Genomic DNA, 19,173 nt, shown 5'->3' on the forward strand with positions numbered 1-19,173 from the left:
GCAGCCGTTTACTGGGACTTGCGGTGCATGAATTGGGAAAGAACCCGTGTCAGATATCGACGTCGAGGGACAGAAGTCCGGCGCCCGTCAAAGTTCCGGCAGTCCCGAGTTGAGCGGGCAGGATGCTCAGGTCCGAGATGAATGACAATCGGGCATGTCGGGCAGCCGCTTCGAGTAGCGGTTCCCACAGCGGTGGGCCGGCCTGGGAGAATCCGCCGCCCAAGACGGCGAGGTTCACATCCAGGAGAGCCGCGGCGGACGCGATCGCAATCCCCAAGGCGTGGCCTGCCCGCGCAAGCGCCGCGGTTGCTATGGGATCACCACCGCGTGCGGCGTCGGCGAGTTCGAGTCCGGTGCTGCCCGCCCAACCCTGAGTTCTCGCCCATCGGGCCGCCGACGGACCGCTCGCGACGGTCTCGAGGCAGCCGACGCCACCGCAACTGCAGGGTTCGTCGGCGCCAGGGACAGAGCTGGTGCCGGAGACAGCCATGTGCCCGATGTGGCCGGCGTTGCCGGTGCGACCGGTAGCAATGCGTCCGCCGAGGACAACGCCGCCGCCGATTCCGGTGGACACGACCAGGCTCAGAAGGTTCGGGATTCCGCGTCCGGCGCCGTGATGATGTTCGGCCAGTGCCGCGGCAGCGCCGTCCATCGCAAGCGCTGTTCGGGCACCCGGAAAAAGCGCTTCTATGGCTTCGATCAGCGGGAACCCTCGGGCCCACTCGCTGATGTTTATGGGTGCTACGACGCCGCCGACGGTATCGACCGGGCCGGCGCAGGCGATCCCGACAGCGTGGATGCTTCTGCCGTCGGCAACTCGCCGAAGTAATGCCGCGCAGGTGGCCCAGGTGTCTGCATCAGGGGTTGGCACGGTCTCGACATCGGGGACTCTGCCGTCCTCCCGTACTACGCCGGCAGCCATCTTGGTGCCACCGATGTCGAGTGCGAGGCGCACGTTATTTCTTTTCGAGAACCACGACGAGGTTGCTCACCAGAAACTCCCGAAGGCCCGGAACACGGACCATCCACCAAGCCCACGATGGGTGATAGCGGGGGATTGCGGCGAGTAGTTCGCCCTGCTGTGTTCCACGGGCCCAGCGTAAGCCGTCGGTGGCGCCGACTTTGAACAATGACGTGCCGAATTTGTTCTTGGGTTCGCGGCCGGTGGTGCGGAGATAACGCCGGGCCGCGTACTCGCCGCCGAAGGCGTGCCACGGCCCGGTTTCGTGGCCACCGAACGGCCCCCACCACAGGGTGTACGAGAGGACCATCAGCCCGCCGGGTTTGGTGACGCGCAACATTTCCTCGGCCATCAGCCACGGTTCGCTCACGTGCTCGGCCACATTCGACGAGAAGCAGATGTCCACGGACGAGTCCCGAAACGGCAAGGCCAGGCCGGATCCGCGTACAGCGCCGCCGACGGTCAGGCCGGCCGCGTGCATTTCCGACGGATCGGGTTCGACCGGAATGTAGCGGGCGCCGGCGGCTTGGAATACCTCCGCGAAGTAGCCGGGACCGCCGCCGACGTCGAGGACCGTCAACCCGTCCAAGGATTGACCGGTGTGACCTTCGTGCAGGTCCGAGATCAATTCGACCGAGTCGCGGGCCAGTGCGCCGTAGAAGATGTCGGGCGCGCTTTGCTCGTGGCGGAAGTCGCTGAGCAACGCGACGGATCGTTTGAGGGTTGCCCGTCGGCCGAAAATGCGGGTCACTGCGGGCTTGGTCACGGAAAGCAACTTTAGCGACTGGTGTGCTCAGTCCACGAATACCGTCGATTCCAGTGTCTGCCGAGTGAGTCAATACGGACGCAGAAGCAGTTAGGGTGTTCCGCAGGGTTACCGACCGGTCATGGTGGGCATCCCCCGCAAGACCACACGCACCCGCTGCGGTCACAAGGACGAACTCGTAGGAGTAACGCACGTGCGTGAGGTTCTGTTGCTCTGTTGGCGCGACACCGGGCACCCGCAGGGCGGCGGAAGCGAGCGGTACCTCGAGCAAGTCGGAACCCAGTTGGCCGCGCGCGGAATCCAGGTGACGTTGCGGACCGCGTCGTATCCCGGTGCTCCAGCGTCCGAGAACCGCGACGGCATCACCATCAGTCGCTCCGGTGGACGCTTCAGCGTGTACCCGCGGGCACTGGCTGCGATTGCCGCCGGCCGACTCGGATTCGGTTCGCTCAAGGGTATTCGTCCCGACGCCGTCATCGACACGCAGAACGGGATCCCATTTTTCTCGAAGATGGTGACCGGTGCACCGGTCACTCTGCTGGTTCATCACTGCCATCGCGAACAGTGGCCGGTTGCGGGCAAGCTCGTCGGCCGGATCGGTTGGTGGGTGGAATCCCGGTTGTCCCCGCGGACGCATCGGAGCAGTCAGTATCTGACCGTGTCACTGCCTTCGGCCGAAGAGTTGGCGGATCTGGGAGTGGATCGCAACCGAATTGCCGTGGTGCGCAACGGGGCTGATCGACTTCCGGTCGGCGTCGACGCGGGTGGTTCGATCACCCGGGCCACCCGCCCTACCATGTCGGTGCTCTCGCGTCTGGTGCCGCACAAGCAGATTGAGGATGCTCTCGAAGCTGTTGCGGTACTTCGACCTTCGGTTCCGGATGTCCATCTGGACGTCATCGGTGGCGGCTGGTGGGAGCAGAACCTGCGTGATCGTGCTGCCGAGTTGGGTATCGACGACGCGGTGACGTTCTACGGGCATGTCGACGAGGCGCGCAAGCATGAACTGTTGGCGCAGTCGTGGATCCACCTCATGCCTTCGCGCAAAGAAGGATGGGGGTTGGCTGTCATCGAAGCCGCGCAGCACGGTGTGCCGACCATCGGATACCGCAGCTCCAAAGGTTTGACGGATTCGATCGTCGACGGTGTGACCGGCCTTCTGGTGGGCGGCGAAAGCGTCGGTGACGCCGACGTGGCAGAACTGACCGAGGCAGCCGGAATTCTGTTGCGCGATCACGAACTTCGAACGGTTCTCGGTGAGAAGGCGCGGGTATGGTCCGGCGAATTCTCTTGGGAGCAAACCGGAACCGGGGTGTTCGAAGTATTGACCGCCACGGCGGACGGGCGAAGGGTTTCAGGTTTGGTTGCGCCGCGCGAGTCGAACTCTGTTCTTGTGCAATCCGACTGACAGCAGCGCAACTGTCCCCATCAGAACCCAGGCCAGGTGCGCAATGATGACGGAGGCGCGCGCGATGCTCGAAGCTTGGTGCACGGCAGGTTTTCCGGGGACTCGATAGAGTTCGAGATAGTTGTCGGCGAATACCTTCTCCAGATCGCGGAGTGAAGACTCGTCGAATTGGCCTGGCGTATCCCGTTCCACCAATACCCATCCGACGCCGAGTGCGGCCAATTCGGCGTTTCCGCCGCCGGAAAGCAAGAGATCCTCGACCTGGCCGGCGCGAGTTCCTTCTCCACCGACGGCTCCACCGGCGACTATCAGTTGCCCTGTTTGCAGGACGTCGAGGGGGAGGAAACGCGGCGCCGGATCGAGAACCGGGGCGTCTCCGCTGTACGTGAAAGCGCGGAACATTCCGGCGGGAAGTATTGCCACATCACCGGATTCGCCTCTCAGCTGCTCGGATACTGTGGTCCAGGCCTGCGGGTAGGTTACAGGTTTCAGGGCCCCGCCGACGCCCCAGACCAGATCGGGCAGTGCCAGGATCGTGACGACCACGGCAGCGATCGACCACGTCGGTCTGGGCAGGGGAAAGCGCTGTTGCGCCCACATCACGGCGGCAGCTGCGGACAATGCGTAGAAGGGCGCCGCCAGAGCCACCCACTTCTGTGAGTCGCGGAGCAGTCCTGCGCCCGAAAAGGATTCGACGGACCAGCGGCCCACGTCGAGGCCCCACGGCGTCGCACCCAAAGCCGGAGCGAGCACGGCGGCGAGGGCCAGGATTCCCAGAGCGGCAATAACCGGATTACGACGCCGCCGCCACAGCGCCGGGATGCCGCTGAGAACCAGGATGAGGAGCAGAACCGTCCCGACTACGGCGAAGAGCGTTGCGCGCGTGGCCGGAACGGCGGCTGAATTCCAGACGCCACCCAAACCAGCGAGGCTGCCCAGAGTTCCGAGCCCGGGTTCCGCGCGGGCGGCAAACGCTGCCACCCCGGCAGGGTCGGAGCCGTCGCCGACGCCGTCGGCGAGGAGCGTTGCAGTCAGCCACGGCGACGCCGCGATCAGGAAGAGTGCGCCCACACCGCTCAGGCGTCGCAGCACCGGCGATTGCCCGCCGGGTGACCCAACCACCACCAATGCCGTCGTCAATCCCAGGAGTGCGCCGGTAGGCGTCAGACCCGCAAATGCCAAAGCTGCTGCCAGGCCCCACCAGGAACCGGGAATCCGGCGTCGTACCCCGATACCGGCGCACACAATCCACGGCAACGCGCCGTAACCCGCCAGCAGGCTCCAATGTCCTTGCAGCAGACGCTCGGCGACGTACGGGTTCCACAACATGACCGTCGACGCCACCAATTGTGGTCCCAGTCCGGCGCTCGGCAGGAGTACCGCGACCAGGCGTGCCGCGCCCCAGCCGGCCAGCCAGAGTGCGGCGAGCAACAGGCCTTTCACTACCAGTCCGCCGTCGACGACTGTGCTCAGTGCTGCAATGAGAGCGTCCTGAGGAACAGCACGTGCGGCTGCGTCGGTGAGTCCGAGAGCGGAGTCCGTGAGGTATGACCGGGGGGTGCTGACGGCGTCGCGCAGCAAAAGGTAGCCGGAGCCGAACAGTGGACCGAGGATCAAGGCCGACAGTGCCAGGCTGTACACCGCCGCTACGAAGCTGTCGCGTTTCGGCTGCACTGTCATGACGCGCACGATACGTGGTGCATCATTGGTCGCATGGCGCGCCAACCCCTCGACCGTTCTGCTGGCACCGAGGACACGCACTACGCCGCGACTGCCGCCGGGGTCAGCATGGTGATGGCCGGTTCCATGACTGCGAATGTGGCTGCGTACCTGCTTGCGTGGTTGGCGAGTCGATGGTTGGGCCCTGCCGGGTACGGCGAATTCGCGAGTCTGCTGGCCGCACAGTTGGTGCTGGCAGTCCCGGCCCTGGCGTTGCAGACAGTGGTCGCCCGTGAGGCCGTACGAGGCAAGAGCACAGAAGCCTTGCGGTCGTTGGGTTATCGATGCGCGGCGATCGTTGCCGTTCTCGCCGTGGTGCTCACTCCCGCGATGGCCTGGCTTCTCGATACCGGAATCGTGGCAGCGTTTTCTGCTTTGGTGACAGCTCCGATGCTGGTTTTGCTGGCCACGGAACAGGGATTGTTGCAGGGGCGTGGCCGGTTCGGTGCACTCAGTGCCGTGCTTGCGGGCGCGGGAGTAATGAAAGTTGTTCCGGCAGTGTTAGTTCTGGCTTTCGGCGGCGCAGCCTCCGGGGCGCTGGTCGCGGGTGCGGCCGGAACGGCGTTGTTGGTGGCGGCAGTTCGGATTCTCGACCGAACCGCAGTGCCGAGTGCGCATCAGCCCGTCCGTATCGGTGTTGCATCCGTGCTCGCGGCCTCGCAGGTTCAACTTGCACTGATCGCCTTGTCGTCGCTGGACCTGCTGATCGTCCGCGTGGTGCTGAGCGAATACGACGCCGGTATCTACGCACTGGGCGCGGTGGCAACCAAAGCGGCGTTCTGGCTGCCCCAAGCGGTCGGGGTCGTCCTGTATCCGAAGATGGCGAATCCTGCGCAGTCGGCTCGCGCTGTGCGGACTGCGTTGGCTGTGCTCGTCGGGATCGGCGCAACTTTGGTGCTGGGCGCGGCAATTGCGGGTCCGTTGGTGCCGGTGCTGGTGGGCGACGATTACGCCCCCGTGGCGTCGATGCTGTGGGCTTTTGCTCTGCACGGTGCGGTGCTGGCGGTGTTGCAGTGCGCTCTGCTCGCGGCAATCGCGTCGGAACGCACGAGGGTCGCTGTACTCGCGTGGATCGGGCTTCTCGTCGAAGGCACAGTGATGCTGGTGTGGGCCGAGACGCCCGGGGAGTTGATCGGGACTGCGGTGGTAATCGCGTCGGTGACGGCGGTTGCCGTGGCGACTGCTGCAGTACGGAGTGCGGACCGTGCGAGTGTCAGCGCGAGCTAGCACCTTCTCAATGAAGTAGGCACCCCTTCCGACGTGCGGGAAGGGGTGCCTACTTCATACAACGGGTGCCAGCTTCACTGGCGAAACTCATCAGTCCTTGCGAAGATCCGGACGCGGGATCACCTGAGTGTCGTCGGAGGTCCAGTCGTGCTCGCCGGGAGCGGGGCTGGCGGGACGCTGTCCGCTCGGAGCCTGGCCTCCGCCGGCGTGTGCTGCCGCCGGGGTTCCACCCTTGCCGCCGCGCACACCGAGGAAGATACCGGCGGCCAGTGCGATCAGGCCGAGGATGCCGGCGATGATCGGAACGGTACGACCGACGAGGTTGAGCAGATCCATGCCGTCCTTGGCCTGCCCGATCTGGTACTCGATGGTTGCTTCGTCGAAGGGAAGCGTGACGTTCAGGACGTCGACGTCGACCGAGTTCTTGTTGCGGCCGTAGTACTGATGCAGCTGCTCCTGGCCCTTGACGATGACACCGGTCTTGGGCTCGACCCACAGGTCACGAACGTTGGTGTACCAACGCGTCATCGTGATGGGGGTTTCGCCACCCGGTACGCCCCAGGTGTCGGCAGGCAGCGTCAGCTTGTTCGTGGGGGAGTTGACGACCTTCGACAGATCGACAGGTTCGACCGTCTGTGTGAAGTGGTAGACCTTCATGCCGTTGATCTCGGTCTCTTCGACGAAGTCGATGTCCTGAGTCGCGCGAGCATTGAGATCGAAGTACGGGTAGGTCTTCTTCTCCGTGTTGAACGGGAACTTGTACTGCAATCCGTCGCGGGAGAGTTCCTGTGCAGGCTGACCGGGGTCGGTCTGAATGGTTCCGACCGGGTCGTTGGTCGGCATGGAGCTGACGCGATCGAGCGTGACGGTGTCGACGGATGCAGTCAAGAGTCCGCTGTCGCCCTGCTTGTCGGTGCGGATGACGGTCTGGCCGGCTTGGACCGTGATGTCGTCGGCGTTGGAAGGATCCTGCGTCGTGACGTAGCGCTGAGCGACGATCGGTACGTTCTTGTCGACCTGTGCCTTACCGGCGAGCAGTGCCGCGGAGTTGAGGACACTGCCGTTGCCCGTCGCGATGGTGGTCACCTCGAGGTCGAGCGGCGTCTTCTCCAACTTTCCCACCATGTAGGTAGGAATGAGGACGGCGATGGCCAAGAGGAAGGCTCCAAGGCCCACCAGAATGCAAGGAAGTATCCGGCTCGGCCCTGAGCGTTCCGCCATGCTGTGACTCCTACCCGTTAGTAGTTTTGAGGTTCGGAAACCTGCACGATATGAGCTGCGCAGGTCGTATGGGGTCACCGTAGACACCCTGTGTGGCAGAACACTAACAGTCCACCGGCCCGGTTTGTCGCATGAGGTCATGAATTGGCCTGGCATTTTCTTTGAAGTGCCTGGCGGTTTCGGACAATGGGCCTGGAGTGCACAATTATCCGTGATGATGAGTCCCGTGAAATCTTCTCGAACCGTCCCGCCGCAGGCCCGGGGCTTCATTCCCGCATTGGACGGTATGCGAGGTTTGGCGGCACTCGGCGTTCTAGTCACTCACGTTGCGTTCCAGACCGGCGAAGCGCAGTCCGGGGCGATCGGACGAGCTTTCGGTCGCCTTGATCTTGCCGTGGCAGTGTTCTTTGCACTGTCCGGATTTCTGTTGTGGCGTCCGCATGCCGCTGCGGCCCGCGGAATCGGTCGACCACAAGAACCCGTGAAGTATTGGATCTCGCGAGCGACACGTATTCTCCCCGCGTACTGGGTGGCAGTGACGCTCATACTTCTTTTCCTGCCCGGAGCCGGCGGCGGATACAAGGTGTGGCTCGCGAATCTCAGTTTGGTGCAAGTCTTCGTACCTTTGACGCTCACCGAGGGTCTCACCCAGATGTGGAGCCTCTCGGTGGAGGTGGCGTTCTATCTGTTGCTCCCTCTTTTTGCGTTTTTGTTGGTGCGTCTTCGGGGAGGTGCGGCGCGGTGGCGGATTCCGTTGCTGCTCGGGGTTTCGGGGTTGGCGTTGACGTGGTCGTTCCTGCCGGTCCCTGCCCCCGATTTCATTCATCATGACAATTGGTTGCCGGGGTATCTGCCGTGGTTCGGGGTGGGCATGGTGCTGGCGGAGTTGGCTGTCGGCCCGTCGACGTGGATGCACCGTCTGGCTCATCACCGGTTGTTGTTGGCGGGTGTGGCGCTCGTTGCATTTGTTTTGTCGTGCACTGATCTGGCGGGACCTGAGGGGATGGTGCGTCCGGAGCCTTGGCAGTTCTCGATGAAGATCCTGCTGGGCGCGATCATCAGCTTTGCGCTGATCGCTCCGTTGGTGCTGCGGGATTTGGCGGAGCACCGGTTTCTGGCGGAGCACCGGTTTCTGGCGGGTCCGATGGCGTTGGCGATCGGCCGCTGGTCGTACGGACTCTTCATCTGGCATTTGGCGGTACTCAACGCGGTGTTCCCGGTGTTCGGAATTGTGCCGTTCCAGGGCAGCTTCTTCTACGTTCTGGCGTTGACGTTCGTTCTGAGTGTGGCTGTGGCGTCGGCAAGTTACGCGCTGGTGGAGGAACCGGCGCGTGTTTTCGTGACCCGTTGGGAAAAGCGTCGCCACATCGGCGAACCTGCAAAGGGCAACGCGGCCAGCCCGGTCACGACCAACGCCACCAACATCGAGAACTGAATCGGGAACGAATCTCCGACGTATCCGCCGGGTGCCCGCCAGGGTCCGGTGGAGAGCATCGTGATGCCGACCATCGCGGCGACGCCGGCAGTGCCGACCAGGATGCGGGCGGTGCGGACGGGCCCGATCTTCCGCATCAACGCCAGACCAATCGCGGAGCAGGCGACGACGATGGCCGCTCCGACTCCGCCGCCGATTACCGTGGCTGCTGCCAAGACGCCTAGCCAGCCCACAGAGACGCTATGCCAGGGCCGCGGCGGTGTCGGGCACCTCGGGGCGCGTCGAGTCGGGAGAAGAGCAGCTAGCAGTAACGGAATCAGCAGCACCAAACCGCCGAAGATTCCGAGTCGGTACCAGCGGTCACCGGGGAAATCGAGAGTGATGGTCCCGGAGGTGCCGGCGGGCACGATCCAGCCTTGCTGCCAGCCGTTCACTACGACAGGTGCCAATTCGGAACCGTCTGGCGCGGTGGCGATCCAGCCGGTACTCGTGCTTTCCGGGTTGACGATCAACTGATCGGTCGCGGAATCGTCGACGATGAGTTCGCGGTGATTCGCTGTCCAAGCCGAAGACGCCAGCGCGATTTGCTTCAGCGCAGTCAGCGGATCGGAACCGACAGTGGTGAGGTCGAGGATGTCGACCGAGAATGCCGGTCCGGGTTCGACCAACACCTCCGGTTGACCGGTAGGAAGGAGTGCAGTCCCGGTGGTTCCGCAGATTATCGCCTCGATCGGCGCCCCGGTGCGGAGTTTCCCGGCCGTAGTGTCGATTGTTGTGGGGAACTGTTGTCCCGCAATCGTGATCGTCGGTCCGGTGCCGCAGGGTACGTTGATCTGCCGACCGTCGAGGGCGTTGTCGGATTGCGCGCCGGAACCCGCAACAGCCGTACCGTCGCTACCGATCACACCTACTTCGGCCAGACCCGTCGGCTGCACCTGAGCAAAGCCGAGGGCGTTCTGATCGAGAACCGGATCCCAGTCCGCGATACTCAGAACGATCTTGTCGGTGACGAAGGGGGACAGCAACACTCGATTTCCATCGTCAAGTCTGCGCACCTGAGGCCCGTTCCCGAGATTGACGGCAACGCTGGTCGGCAGCGACGGCAAGACGCCGAGACTGGGCGTGATGTCGAGGGCAGTGACCAGGGTCGGTTCCGGAAGCGTCAGGGTGAGAGTCGGTTTCGGGCCACTGGGCTCTGCGGTGCTCTGGGACGCGGACCAGGTGGTCCGTGGATCGCCGTCAACGGCGGCAAATGCTGATCCGCGGGTGTCGCCGATATCGCTCGAACCGGAGGCCGTGATTCGGCCGGGAACGCGTAGGAGCTCTTCCAATGCGTGGCCCTGGCGTGCTCGAACCGTCAGAGCGGCTGTGACAGAAGTATTTTCGGGGACATTCAGGGTGCGGCTGAAACGGCTAGGTTCCTCGGGGATCGCCATGAATGCGTTGCTGCATCGCACTCGTTCAGTGCTGTTCGCGCAGGAATTTCGGCCCGGGAACTCCTGGGTCAGATTCCAGGAAGATACGGAAGAGTTGTTCGGTGTTGCCGGTAGTACCGTGTCGAAGCGGATGGGAACCGGCTTCGGCGCACTGCGATCGGCGAAGTCCTCGACGACGAGTTCGCTGATACCGAACTGCGTTCCGACCGAGCCATTTTCGGTATGCGTTGCCGTCACCCGGAGCCACGGCGTGGTACCGGCCGGGATGGAGACGGTAACGGGCTCGCCCGGCCGATCGACCTTGACCGCGGTGCTTCCGTTCGGTGTGGACACCTCGAGCCATTTGACGGGTGCCCCGATTGCGGCGGCGCTGGTAGTCAGATGGAGCAGGCCACTCGAAATGGGAGTGTCGAAGTCGATCTGCAACCACTGTCCGAGGGCACGTTCGATTCCGTTGCTGAACCAGCCGGTACCCGGATCGCCGTCGACCGTCGCGGCGGGACTGCTCGACGGCGACGTTCCACCCAGTTGGGTGGCGTCGGACGCCGAGCTCGAGACCGTGATCGACGCGCCGCTCCACTGCCCTTCTACCAGCGACGGCCCTTCTCCCAGTCGGGTATCGGTGACGGGGTAGTCGGGAACCAAGTTGTACGTACGTCGCTGACTCTCGGGTGTCCGCAGCGCGGAGCTGTGATTGTCTACCTGACCGAAATCGGTTTCACGATCACGGGGAGTGTCGGTCACGGTGACGGCATCGACAGGCAATCCGGCAGCTGCTGCGTCGGCGGCGAATACGACGGGACCGGTACCGGGGAGCGTGCCGCTTTCATGGAGGCGTGCAACGGCTTCCGGCCCGCCTTGAACGCGCGGGACTGTATCGAGATCTACCGAATACGGGCCGCTGACAGCGTCACTGCCGTCGGGTGGGGTGACCTGGAAGATTTCGATCGGCGAGTAGCCGGGGCGCAGATCACTGTCGGCGACAAGGCCTTCGATCGGCTTCGGTGAGGCGTCGTCGCCGAACTCGGCGACCTTGTTGATGCCGGGGGAGCCTTCGATCGCCTGATGGACCAGGATCGGCCGAGCCGAGCGAGAGGTATCCGCATCCAGATCGTTGCGCATGACGAGGAAGTGAATGCCTTGGCCGAGAAGCGTTTGCGCGAGTCCGTCGGAGGGACGGCCGTCGGCGATCAGGCGTTGCACGGAGTCGAGGGCACGAATCGCGCCGGGCGGGGTCAACGGGACGGAGTCTCGGACCGCCCACGGCGTCGTAGCCAATGCTTGAAGGGGTTCGTCGCGGGTCAGTCCCCACACCTGGCTGCCGAAGGGCGCTCCCGGCACTATCAGGGCACGTTCGGCTTCGGAGCCGGGAGAGGTGTTGTCTTCCAGCCATTGTGCGGCGTCGTTCCAGTACGACGGTACCTCGGGGTACGCGCCGCGGGGCGCCAGCTTGCCGGTCCACGCTAATGCCGTCGAGAGAGTGAGCGCGACCAGGATCAGGGAGGTCAACGCAACCATCGGTTCGCGTTCGGGGTGGATGAATGCGCGTCGCCAACGCGCATTCGGAACAGAGCCCGGCAGCGGGACCTTCGCCAGCAGATGGGCGAGTCCGAGTACCAGCGGCAGGCGAACCAGTGGCTCGAGCTTGTGGACATTGCGCAGGGGTGCACCAGCGGAGTCGAGGAACAGGCGAACTTGATCGGAGATCGGCGAACTGAGCTCACCGACGTACCCGGCAGCCAAACCCGTAATGCCGACAAAGAGGATGAGCGTCAGTCGACCGCGGGCAGGCATGGACCGCATGGCGAGTCCGGCGAGTCCGGCCGCCGCAACCAGTCCCGTCGCGACCACTGCCGCCGGTTGAGTGACGAGAACAGCTCCGGCAATACGTTCCGGCGATACGAACGGTGTCCAACTGTCCGTGCCCCGGAGGATTTCAGCCAGCGACGTCCACTGCGTCGTGACGCCGGCGGATTCGATGTAGTCGAGGAACGGTGGGCTGACCTTGCCGAGGAGGATCAGCGGAACGATCCACCAGAGCGTGCCGAGAGCGACGAACAGTGCCCACCACGCGGTGAACGTCAGCCACGCGCGGTTCGGTTTGTACGAGAGCCACCAGATAACAGCGACGAGGCAGGCGGCGGCGGTAGCAACGGCGTTGATCGAGCCCATGAGGGCAATGGCAAGGCCGGATTGTGCAGCCAATTTCCAATAGGGCCTTCGGCCCTGTGCACCTTTTTGGTAGTCGGCGCTATCAGAAAGGCGCACAGGGCGGAACGCCACAATTACCGGCAACAACACCCACGGCGCCAACATCATCGGCAAGGTTTCCGACGAAATCGAGCCGAGAGTCGTGAGTACGCGCGGGGACAGGACAAACGCCACTGCCGCGATAAGACGAGAACTCCGGCTACCGACGCCCAGTGCTTCGGCGACGCGGATGATGCCCCAGAATCCGGCGATCAGCAGTAGCGCCCACCAGATGCGCTGTGTCATCCAGGGCGGTATGTGTGCGAGTTCGCCCAACGCAAAGAACGGGCCGTGCGGGAAGAAGTACCCGTAGGCCTGGTTCTGAACTTGGCCAAGTGGAGCCTGGCTACTCCACTGATGTGAAGCACGTTCGAGGAAGCCGAACGGATTCTGCGTCAGGTCGTACTTGGTGTCGGCTGTGATCAGCCCGGGTGCCTGAAGAAAAGTGAGAAGAAACGCTACAACGGAGGCGCCGAACAGCCACCGCTTGGACAGAGGCTCCGCCGACGGCACTGCGTCGGCGGAAGAACGGGAACTCGCGAGGCTTGCGCTCTCAGCGGCTGCCGTACTCAACCTGGTTCAGGATGGAAGAATTTGCGTTTCCGCTGCGGTCGATCTCGGGACGAGTGTTGTCCGAAGCTGCGGCCGTTGCGCCGAATATGGCGGCGGCACCCAGAACGACGCCGGCGACAGCGCTAACCACGCCGGGGACAAGGAACTTCGTCATCGCGGATCTCCCAATAGGTCGTGGGTCGGTCGGCCGGAACTTACCGGTCCGTACGAACTGTTCGGGTCAAGGTATCACCCGTTCTCGAGAATTCGGACGATTGGCCCCAGTACGTGTGGATTAGTTTGTTTTTCGAACACCCAGTGCGGTGAGTAAGGTTCGCAATTTCGTGGTTGTCTCGTCCAATTCGTCCTGTGGGTCCGATTCAGCGACGATTCCGCCGCCTGCACTAGCCCAGGCAGTGAACCCGTCGGCACTGATCTCGGCGCAGCGAATCGCAACCACCCAATCGCCGTCGCCGTCGCCGTCGCACCACCCGACAGCGCCGCCGTAGAACCGTCTCGGCTCTTCGATGTCCCGGATGACGTCCAAGGCGGCATCGGTGGGCGTTCCGCAGAGCGCGGGCGTCGGATGGAGGGCGATCGCAAGGTCGAGTGCGGAGGTGGTGGGGTCCGTCAGTATGCCGCGAATCGGGCTGGCGAGGTGCCAGACCTCGTGGGTGCTGGTCAGTTCGGGCGTCGTCGGCACCGAAAGGTCGGTGCACAGCGGTTCCAGAATTTCCCGAATCCACGCTGTGACAAAGGCATGCTCAGCCAGGTTCTTCGTGGAATGCAGAAGGCTTGTGCCGGCGTCGCGATCAGCCTCGGGTGAGGTGCCTCTGCGGGCAGTCCCCGCGAGGGGGCGGCATGTCACGACTGTTCCCCGCCGGCTCACCAACACTTCGGGGGTGGCACCCACCAGGCTGTGTCCCACAAAATCGGCTCCCGCGGCGCTGAGATCAACGGCGAAAGTGGTGGCGGCGGGATTGAGTGCAGACATCCGGGCAGCGAGTGCTGTTGGAGAGATGGAAGATTCGGCAAGAAGTTCGACGGTCCGGGCCGAGACCACCTTGTCGAGTTCACGGTTGCGTAGGCGATTGATCAGTTTTTCCACCCGCAGAAGGTGCTCCGCCGACGACGGGATTTCACGAACCGCCCGCGTGACCGGCAAGTCGCCGCCGGCAGTCGGACTCCACGGACCGTTGGTGACGGTGGCCTGGGCGGGTTCGTACAGGGCAGTAGGTGCCGACGGGTCGAAGGGCAGTGCCCCGACGATCAGACGCGCAGAACCGTCCGACAACGCGTCGGCCGCTGCGCGTGCGCCGTCGAAGCTGCGTCGTACGCCGCGAGTGAGCACACTGTGATCGGGCCGTGAGAGAACAAAACCGTCCATGGTGGCTAACACATTAGTCGGCCACCCGGACGGGTTACTTACCTGGAGGGACGATCAACACCGGTCGATGACTGTGACGCAGAACATGATCCGCGACGCTGCTCTGCAACAACGACCGCAAACCGGTGGTGCCGCGTGTGCCCGTGACGATGATGTCGACATCCAACTCGTCAGCAGTTTCGACTATCGCGGACCAGATGGCCGACGTGCATTCCGCGCTGCGACCTTCCACAGTCAAGCCGACTGCCTCAGCCAATGCGACGCCCTCTGCCAGCGTGCTCTTGGCATCTGTGTACGCGATGTCCTCGACGTCGTCGTCCGGTATCCACTCGGGTTGCATCACGCCCGAGAGGCCGGACATGCGGGCCGCTTGGCGAACCATCGGCTCCCACGCGGTGACAAGAATTGCGCGATTAGCGGCAAGAAAACGCCCCGCGTAGGTGATAGCGCGTCGAGCGTTGTCGGAACCGTCGTACGCGATGAGCATCAATCCTTGTGGCATCACGACCTCCTCGTTGGCGGGGAATCGGTTCACGTCCAGGCTACCGTCCCAAGGTGCCCGTGAGGGAGTGTATGGGCATCGGGTCCGTTACGGTCGGAGTATGCGGATCAAGTTTGCAAAAACGGCGACAACCCTTGCGCTCTGTGGAGGGTTGGTAGCGGGATGCTCGATGGACGGCGGAGACGTCGCAGCACCGGCAACATCGGCATCCTCTACCTCGACGACCGCTACATCCGAGATTGCGTCGACGCCGGTGACTTCCAGTGCGGCGCCGGCGCCGGCCACGTGTGGCAGCGATCTTCTCGCGTCCTTGTCGCTGCGGCAGAAGCTTGCGCAACTTCTCAACGTCGGTGTCACCGGAACTGACGACGCCTTGGCAATTGTGGAGAGTGAGCAGATTGGCGGCATCTTCGTCGGCAGTTGGACCGATCAGTCGATGTTGACCAACCGTGAAGTACCGCAAGTGACTTCGGCATCGAAGCTGCCGTTGATGGTCACAATCGACGAGGAGGGCGGACGAGTTTCTCGGGTCGCCGGCATCCTCGGGCCTGATCCGTCGGCGCGGGAAACTGCCGAGACGATGACGGTGGAACAGACGTACCAGATGGCGCTCGAGCGTGGTCGCGGACTGAAGGACCTGGGAATCACGGTCAACTACGCACCCGACGTCGACGTGAGTTCTCAGCCTGCCGATTCGGTGATCGGCGATCGCTCGTACTCGGACGATCCCGCGACCGTTGTCGCCTATGCCGGCGCCTACGCGCAGGGTATGCGTGACGCCGGTATTTTCCCGGTGATCAAACACTTCCCGGGCCACGGCAGTGCATCCGGAGATTCGCACACCGGCGCTGTCACGACGCCACCAATCGAGGATCTCATCGCGTCGGACCTCATTCCCTTTCGCGAGTTGGCAAACACCGGAGTCGGCGTGATGCTGGGTCATCTGGAGGTTCCGGGTCTTACCGAACCCGGTGTCCCGGCAAGTATCAGCCCGGCTGCAGTTGCATTCTTACGCGACGGAACCGGTTACGGTGCAGCGCCGTTCACAGGTCCGGTCTTCACCGATGACCTCAGCGGCATGCAGGCCATCACCGACCGATACGATATTGCCGACGCCGTACAGGCCGCGCTGGTGGCGGGCGTGGACCAGGCTTTGTGGCTGACAACCACGGACGTACCGCGCGTGCTCGATCATCTCGAAGACGCTGTTGCGTCGGGTGCTCTGACGCAGTCTCGTGTCGACCAGGCAGTGGTGACGGTGGCGCAGACCAAGGGCGCAGTCACCTGCTGAGTCGACGGTATATCTTACCGTAGAGTAAGATCGACATTTACCCCTGTGGTTGGAGGAAGCATGGCCGGCGGCACAAAGCGACTGCCACGCGCGGTGCGTGAGCAGCAGATGCTCGACGCGGCCGTGGACGTGTTCTCGGACAGGGGATTTCACGAAACATCGATGGACGCCATTGCGGCCAAAGCTGAGATTTCGAAGCCGATGCTGTATCTGTACTACGGCTCCAAAGAAGAGCTCTTTGCCGCATGCATCCACCGTGAGGGTCTGCGGTTCCTCGAGGCACTTGCCCCGGCCGGCGCACCCAATCTGACACCTCGCGAGCAATTGCGTGCTGCCCTCGAAGGGTTTCTCGGATTCGTCGGGGCAAACCGCAAATCGTGGATGGTGCTCTACCGTCAGGCCGTCGGGCAGCAGGCTTTTGCGGGAACCGTGCAGTCCAGTCGCGACCGGTTGATCGAACTGACCGCGCATCTGCTCGAGTCCAGCACCAAGGATCCGGATGCTGCCCACGACTACGGGATCATCGCAATTGCACTCGTCGGGGCCGGTGAGGCTGTTGCCGACCGCGTTGCCGGTGGCGAAATCGAAGTGGACGAGGCGGCGGATCTGCTCGAATCCCTGGCGTGGCGCGGTCTGTCGGGCAAGAAAAAGCCCGAATAGTCCCACCCCTTCTCCGGGGTGAACGTATCGCTCCCCTTGTTGGATAGGGGGAGCGATACGTTCACGCGGTCCAGAGTGGGGGGGAAACCAGCTCAGCGCAGCGTCGCAGTGACGTGCGGGTACCCCTTCTTCGGGTGGCGCAGAGCCAGATCCCAGCCGTTGTCGACGCGATCTGCGTAGGCGTTCAGTGTTGCCGGCAAGAGAATCGGCTTGCCGAAGCGCACGCTGTACGTGACCTTGTCGGCAATGGAACCTTCCACTGTCCGCAAGAGTGCTGCGGCGCTCCACATTCCGTGAGCGATGGTCTTCGGAAATCCGAAAGCCTTGGCGCCCAAGGATGAAACGTGGATCGGGTTGCGGTCGCCGGAGACGGCGGCGTACTTGCTGATCATGGTCTGGTCGACGCGGATGGTGCTCATCGGCATCGGCGGAACCTCGTCGGCCTTGGGCTCCGGTCGAGCCTCGCCCGACAGCGAGGTCTTCTGCTGGTTGAGGAACGACGACGTCTGTCGCCACACCAGTTCACGTCCGACCCGAATTTCGGTGACGACGTCGATCAGCAGGCCCTTGCGATGCTCACGTAGGTTCTGGGCGTGAACCGAGAGGTCCAGCGGTTCGCTGACCGAGATCGGGCGCAGTGATTCGATGACGTTCTCGGCGTGTACGGAACCGACTGCGGGGAAGGGAAATTCCTTCGACACCATCAGTTTCATCACGGTCGGGAATGCCAGCGTGAAGGGGTAGGTGATCGGCAGGGCGTCGCCGAATCGCAGGCCCGTGACACGGCAGTATGCAGCCAGGTTGTCGGTGTCTACCTTCAGTCCGGTGAGGGTGTAGACGGTCGACGGTACTGAGCGTGAGTCGGATTTGTTCCACGGCATCAGTCCCAGTACAGCTCGGGAGTAGATGTCGGCGGTCTTGGGCTGCTCGGTCAGGGCAACGGTTTTGGTTGCCATCATGCGCCCAGCAGGCTCTGGCCGCAGACGCGAACAACCTGCGCCGTAACAGCATTGGAGGCCGGGCTGGCGAAGTAGGCGACTGTTTCCGCGACGTCGACGGTCTGGCCTCCCTGCAGGAGGGAGCTCATGCGACGGCCGGCTTCGCGGGTGGCGAAGGGAATGGCTGCAGTCATGGCGGTTTCGATGAAGCCCGGTGCGACTGCGTTGATGGTGATGTTCTTTTTCGCCAGGACAGGAGCTTCGGCGTGGACAAGGCCGATGACGCCGGCCTTGGATGTGCCGTAGTTGGTCTGGCCGCGGTTACCCGCGATGCCGGCGATGGAGGACACGTCGACGACGCGGCCACCATCCTTGAGGGCGCCCTTCTCGACGAGGTACTCGGTGATCTTCTGCGGTGCAAGAAGATTGACGTTCATGACCATGTTCCAGCGGCCTTCGTCCATGTTGGCGAGGGTCTTGTCACGGGTGATGCCGGCGTTGTGGACGATGATGTCTGCTCCGCCGTGACGCTCGAGCAGGTGTGCAGCGAGAACCTCGGCTGCGTCGGCTGCGGTGACGTCGAGAGCCAACGACGTGCCACCGACCTTGTTGGCCGTGGCCGAAAGTTCTGCTCCCGAAGAGGGAATGTCGGCGCAGATCACGTGTGCGCCGTCGCGGGCGAGAACCTCGGCGATGGTGGCGCCGATACCGCGGGCTGCGCCGGTGACAACGGCGACCTTGCCGTCGAGCGGCTTGTCCCAGTTGGCCGGGGCGACTGAATCTTGCGCTCCGACGACGATGACCTGGCCGTCGACAAATGCTGACTTGGCCGAAAGAAGAAAGCGCAGAGTCGATTCGACGCCCGAGAGGCCGGTGGAAGCCTTGGGGGAGACGTAGACGAGCTGAGCCGTGGAGCCGCGCTTGATTTCCTTGCCGACGCTGCGAGTGAAACCTTCGAGAGCGCGCTGCGCGACGTGTTCGTCGACGCTGGACGTCTCTTCAGGTGTCGTGCCGAGAACGACGACGCGAGCGGACGGTGCGAGGTTGCGGATCACGGGCTGGAAGAACTCGAACAGTTGCTCGAGTTCGGTAACCTGTGTGATTCCGGTGGCGTCGAATACCAGTCCGCCGAAGCTGGTGTCATGTGCCTGTGCGGCGGGGTAGTCGGAGAGCAGGACGCGCAACGGTTCTGCGAGTCGACCCTTGCCGCCGATGAGGACCGGTCCGGCGAGCGGGGGTTCGCCGGCCTTGTAACGGCGCAGGTTCTCGGGCCTGGGAAGGCCGGCCTTCGACGCGATGAACGCGCCGGGGGCGGACGAGAGGAACTGTGAATAGAGGTCGGGAGCTCCCTTGCTGGCTGCCACGGTCCTACCTTCTGTTGTGTTTCGGCATGTCGGGCACCGGGCGTTCGAATTGAACG

Annotated in this window: 14 protein-coding genes and 1 pseudogene; 5 read left to right on the plus strand and 10 right to left on the minus strand. The window is 63.5% G+C overall.

The genetic code is table 11. The features are described 5' to 3' along the window. Positions 1 to 49: 49 nt before the first annotated feature. Both MTX36_RS01050 and MTX36_RS01055 read right to left on the minus strand, forming a co-directional pair. Positions 50 to 955 carry an ROK family protein gene (locus tag MTX36_RS01050; RefSeq protein WP_308198175.1) on the minus strand — a complete coding sequence of 302 codons (906 nt, stop codon included), beginning with the start codon at positions 953 to 955 and terminating at the stop codon, positions 50 to 52. 1 nt (position 956) lies between these two features. After that, positions 957 to 1,727 (minus strand): class I SAM-dependent methyltransferase, encoded by a 771-nt coding sequence (locus MTX36_RS01055; RefSeq protein ID WP_094274560.1) that lies wholly within the window; start codon positions 1,725 to 1,727, stop codon positions 957 to 959. Positions 1,728 to 1,920: 193 nt separating this feature from the next. On the opposite strand from MTX36_RS01055, the gene MTX36_RS01060 reads away from it, so the two are divergent. After that, on the plus strand, positions 1,921 to 3,135 hold the full coding sequence (locus tag MTX36_RS01060) for a glycosyltransferase family 4 protein (RefSeq protein ID WP_243618225.1): 1,215 nt from the start codon (positions 1,921 to 1,923) through the stop codon (positions 3,133 to 3,135). On the opposite strand, the gene MTX36_RS01065 is transcribed toward MTX36_RS01060, so the two are convergent. Further along, positions 3,082 to 4,815, minus strand: coding sequence for a hypothetical protein (locus tag MTX36_RS01065; RefSeq protein ID WP_243617917.1), 1,734 nt, complete (start codon positions 4,813 to 4,815; stop codon positions 3,082 to 3,084). The two genes, MTX36_RS01060 and MTX36_RS01065, sit on opposite strands and share 54 nt — an antisense overlap. 33 nt (positions 4,816 to 4,848) lie before the next feature. Here MTX36_RS01065 and MTX36_RS01070 point away from each other — a divergent pair, with 33 nt between their 5' ends. Further along, the gene (locus MTX36_RS01070; RefSeq protein ID WP_243617918.1) at positions 4,849 to 6,081 is read left to right on the plus strand and encodes a lipopolysaccharide biosynthesis protein; all 1,233 of its coding nucleotides are present in this window, start codon (positions 4,849 to 4,851) and stop codon (positions 6,079 to 6,081) included. Between the two features lie 90 nt (positions 6,082 to 6,171). On the opposite strand, the gene MTX36_RS01075 is transcribed toward MTX36_RS01070, so the two are convergent. Continuing rightward, complete coding sequence (locus MTX36_RS01075; RefSeq protein ID WP_243617919.1) at positions 6,172 to 7,302, minus strand: DUF3068 domain-containing protein; 1,131 nt, start codon at positions 7,300 to 7,302, stop codon at positions 6,172 to 6,174. A 217-nt stretch (positions 7,303 to 7,519) separates the two neighbouring features. Between MTX36_RS01075 and MTX36_RS01080 the strand changes: the two are divergent. Continuing rightward, positions 7,520 to 8,587 (plus strand): annotated as a pseudogene (locus tag MTX36_RS01080) (acyltransferase family protein); the annotation flags it as partial. A gap of 20 nt (positions 8,588 to 8,607) precedes the next feature. Here MTX36_RS01080 and MTX36_RS30150 read toward each other — a convergent pair. The 4 genes from MTX36_RS30150 to MTX36_RS01100 all read right to left on the minus strand — a co-directional run bounded on the left by MTX36_RS30150 (position 8,608) and on the right by MTX36_RS01100 (position 14,864). Beyond that, the gene (locus MTX36_RS30150; protein ID WP_308198177.1) at positions 8,608 to 12,936 is read right to left on the minus strand and encodes an alpha-(1->3)-arabinofuranosyltransferase; all 4,329 of its coding nucleotides are present in this window, start codon (positions 12,934 to 12,936) and stop codon (positions 8,608 to 8,610) included. Between the two features lie 40 nt (positions 12,937 to 12,976). Beyond that, positions 12,977 to 13,150 (minus strand): DUF2613 domain-containing protein, encoded by a 174-nt coding sequence (locus MTX36_RS01090; protein ID WP_094269883.1) that lies wholly within the window; start codon positions 13,148 to 13,150, stop codon positions 12,977 to 12,979. Between the two features lie 120 nt (positions 13,151 to 13,270). Beyond that, positions 13,271 to 14,362: an isochorismate synthase MenF gene (locus MTX36_RS01095; protein WP_243618227.1), complete on the minus strand. Its 1,092-nt coding sequence runs from the start codon at positions 14,360 to 14,362 to the stop codon at positions 13,271 to 13,273. A 34-nt stretch (positions 14,363 to 14,396) separates the two neighbouring features. After that, entirely contained in the window at positions 14,397 to 14,864 is a 468-nt protein-coding gene (locus tag MTX36_RS01100; protein ID WP_243617920.1) for a universal stress protein, read from the minus strand. Between the two features lie 100 nt (positions 14,865 to 14,964). On the opposite strand from MTX36_RS01100, the gene MTX36_RS01105 reads away from it, so the two are divergent. Together MTX36_RS01105 and MTX36_RS01110 are read left to right on the plus strand one after the other, a co-directional pair. Next, the gene (locus MTX36_RS01105; protein WP_243617921.1) at positions 14,965 to 16,155 is read left to right on the plus strand and encodes a glycoside hydrolase family 3 N-terminal domain-containing protein; all 1,191 of its coding nucleotides are present in this window, start codon (positions 14,965 to 14,967) and stop codon (positions 16,153 to 16,155) included. A 60-nt stretch (positions 16,156 to 16,215) separates the two neighbouring features. Further along, positions 16,216 to 16,815 (plus strand): TetR/AcrR family transcriptional regulator, encoded by a 600-nt coding sequence (locus tag MTX36_RS01110; RefSeq protein ID WP_094269880.1) that lies wholly within the window; start codon positions 16,216 to 16,218, stop codon positions 16,813 to 16,815. 92 nt (positions 16,816 to 16,907) lie between these two features. Here the strand turns inward: MTX36_RS01110 and MTX36_RS01115 are convergent, their stop codons facing one another. Then, the gene (locus MTX36_RS01115; RefSeq protein WP_243618228.1) at positions 16,908 to 17,771 is read right to left on the minus strand and encodes a MaoC/PaaZ C-terminal domain-containing protein; all 864 of its coding nucleotides are present in this window, start codon (positions 17,769 to 17,771) and stop codon (positions 16,908 to 16,910) included. After that, positions 17,771 to 19,117 carry a 3-oxoacyl-ACP reductase gene (locus MTX36_RS01120; protein ID WP_243617922.1) on the minus strand — a complete coding sequence of 449 codons (1,347 nt, stop codon included), beginning with the start codon at positions 19,115 to 19,117 and terminating at the stop codon, positions 17,771 to 17,773. The genes MTX36_RS01115 and MTX36_RS01120 overlap by 1 nt, the downstream gene beginning before the upstream one ends. Positions 19,118 to 19,173 lie beyond the last annotated feature (56 nt).

The sequence above is a fragment of the Rhodococcus sp. ARC_M6 genome (assembly GCF_022810305.1).
Taxonomy (GTDB): domain Bacteria; phylum Actinomycetota; class Actinomycetes; order Mycobacteriales; family Mycobacteriaceae; genus Rhodococcus_F.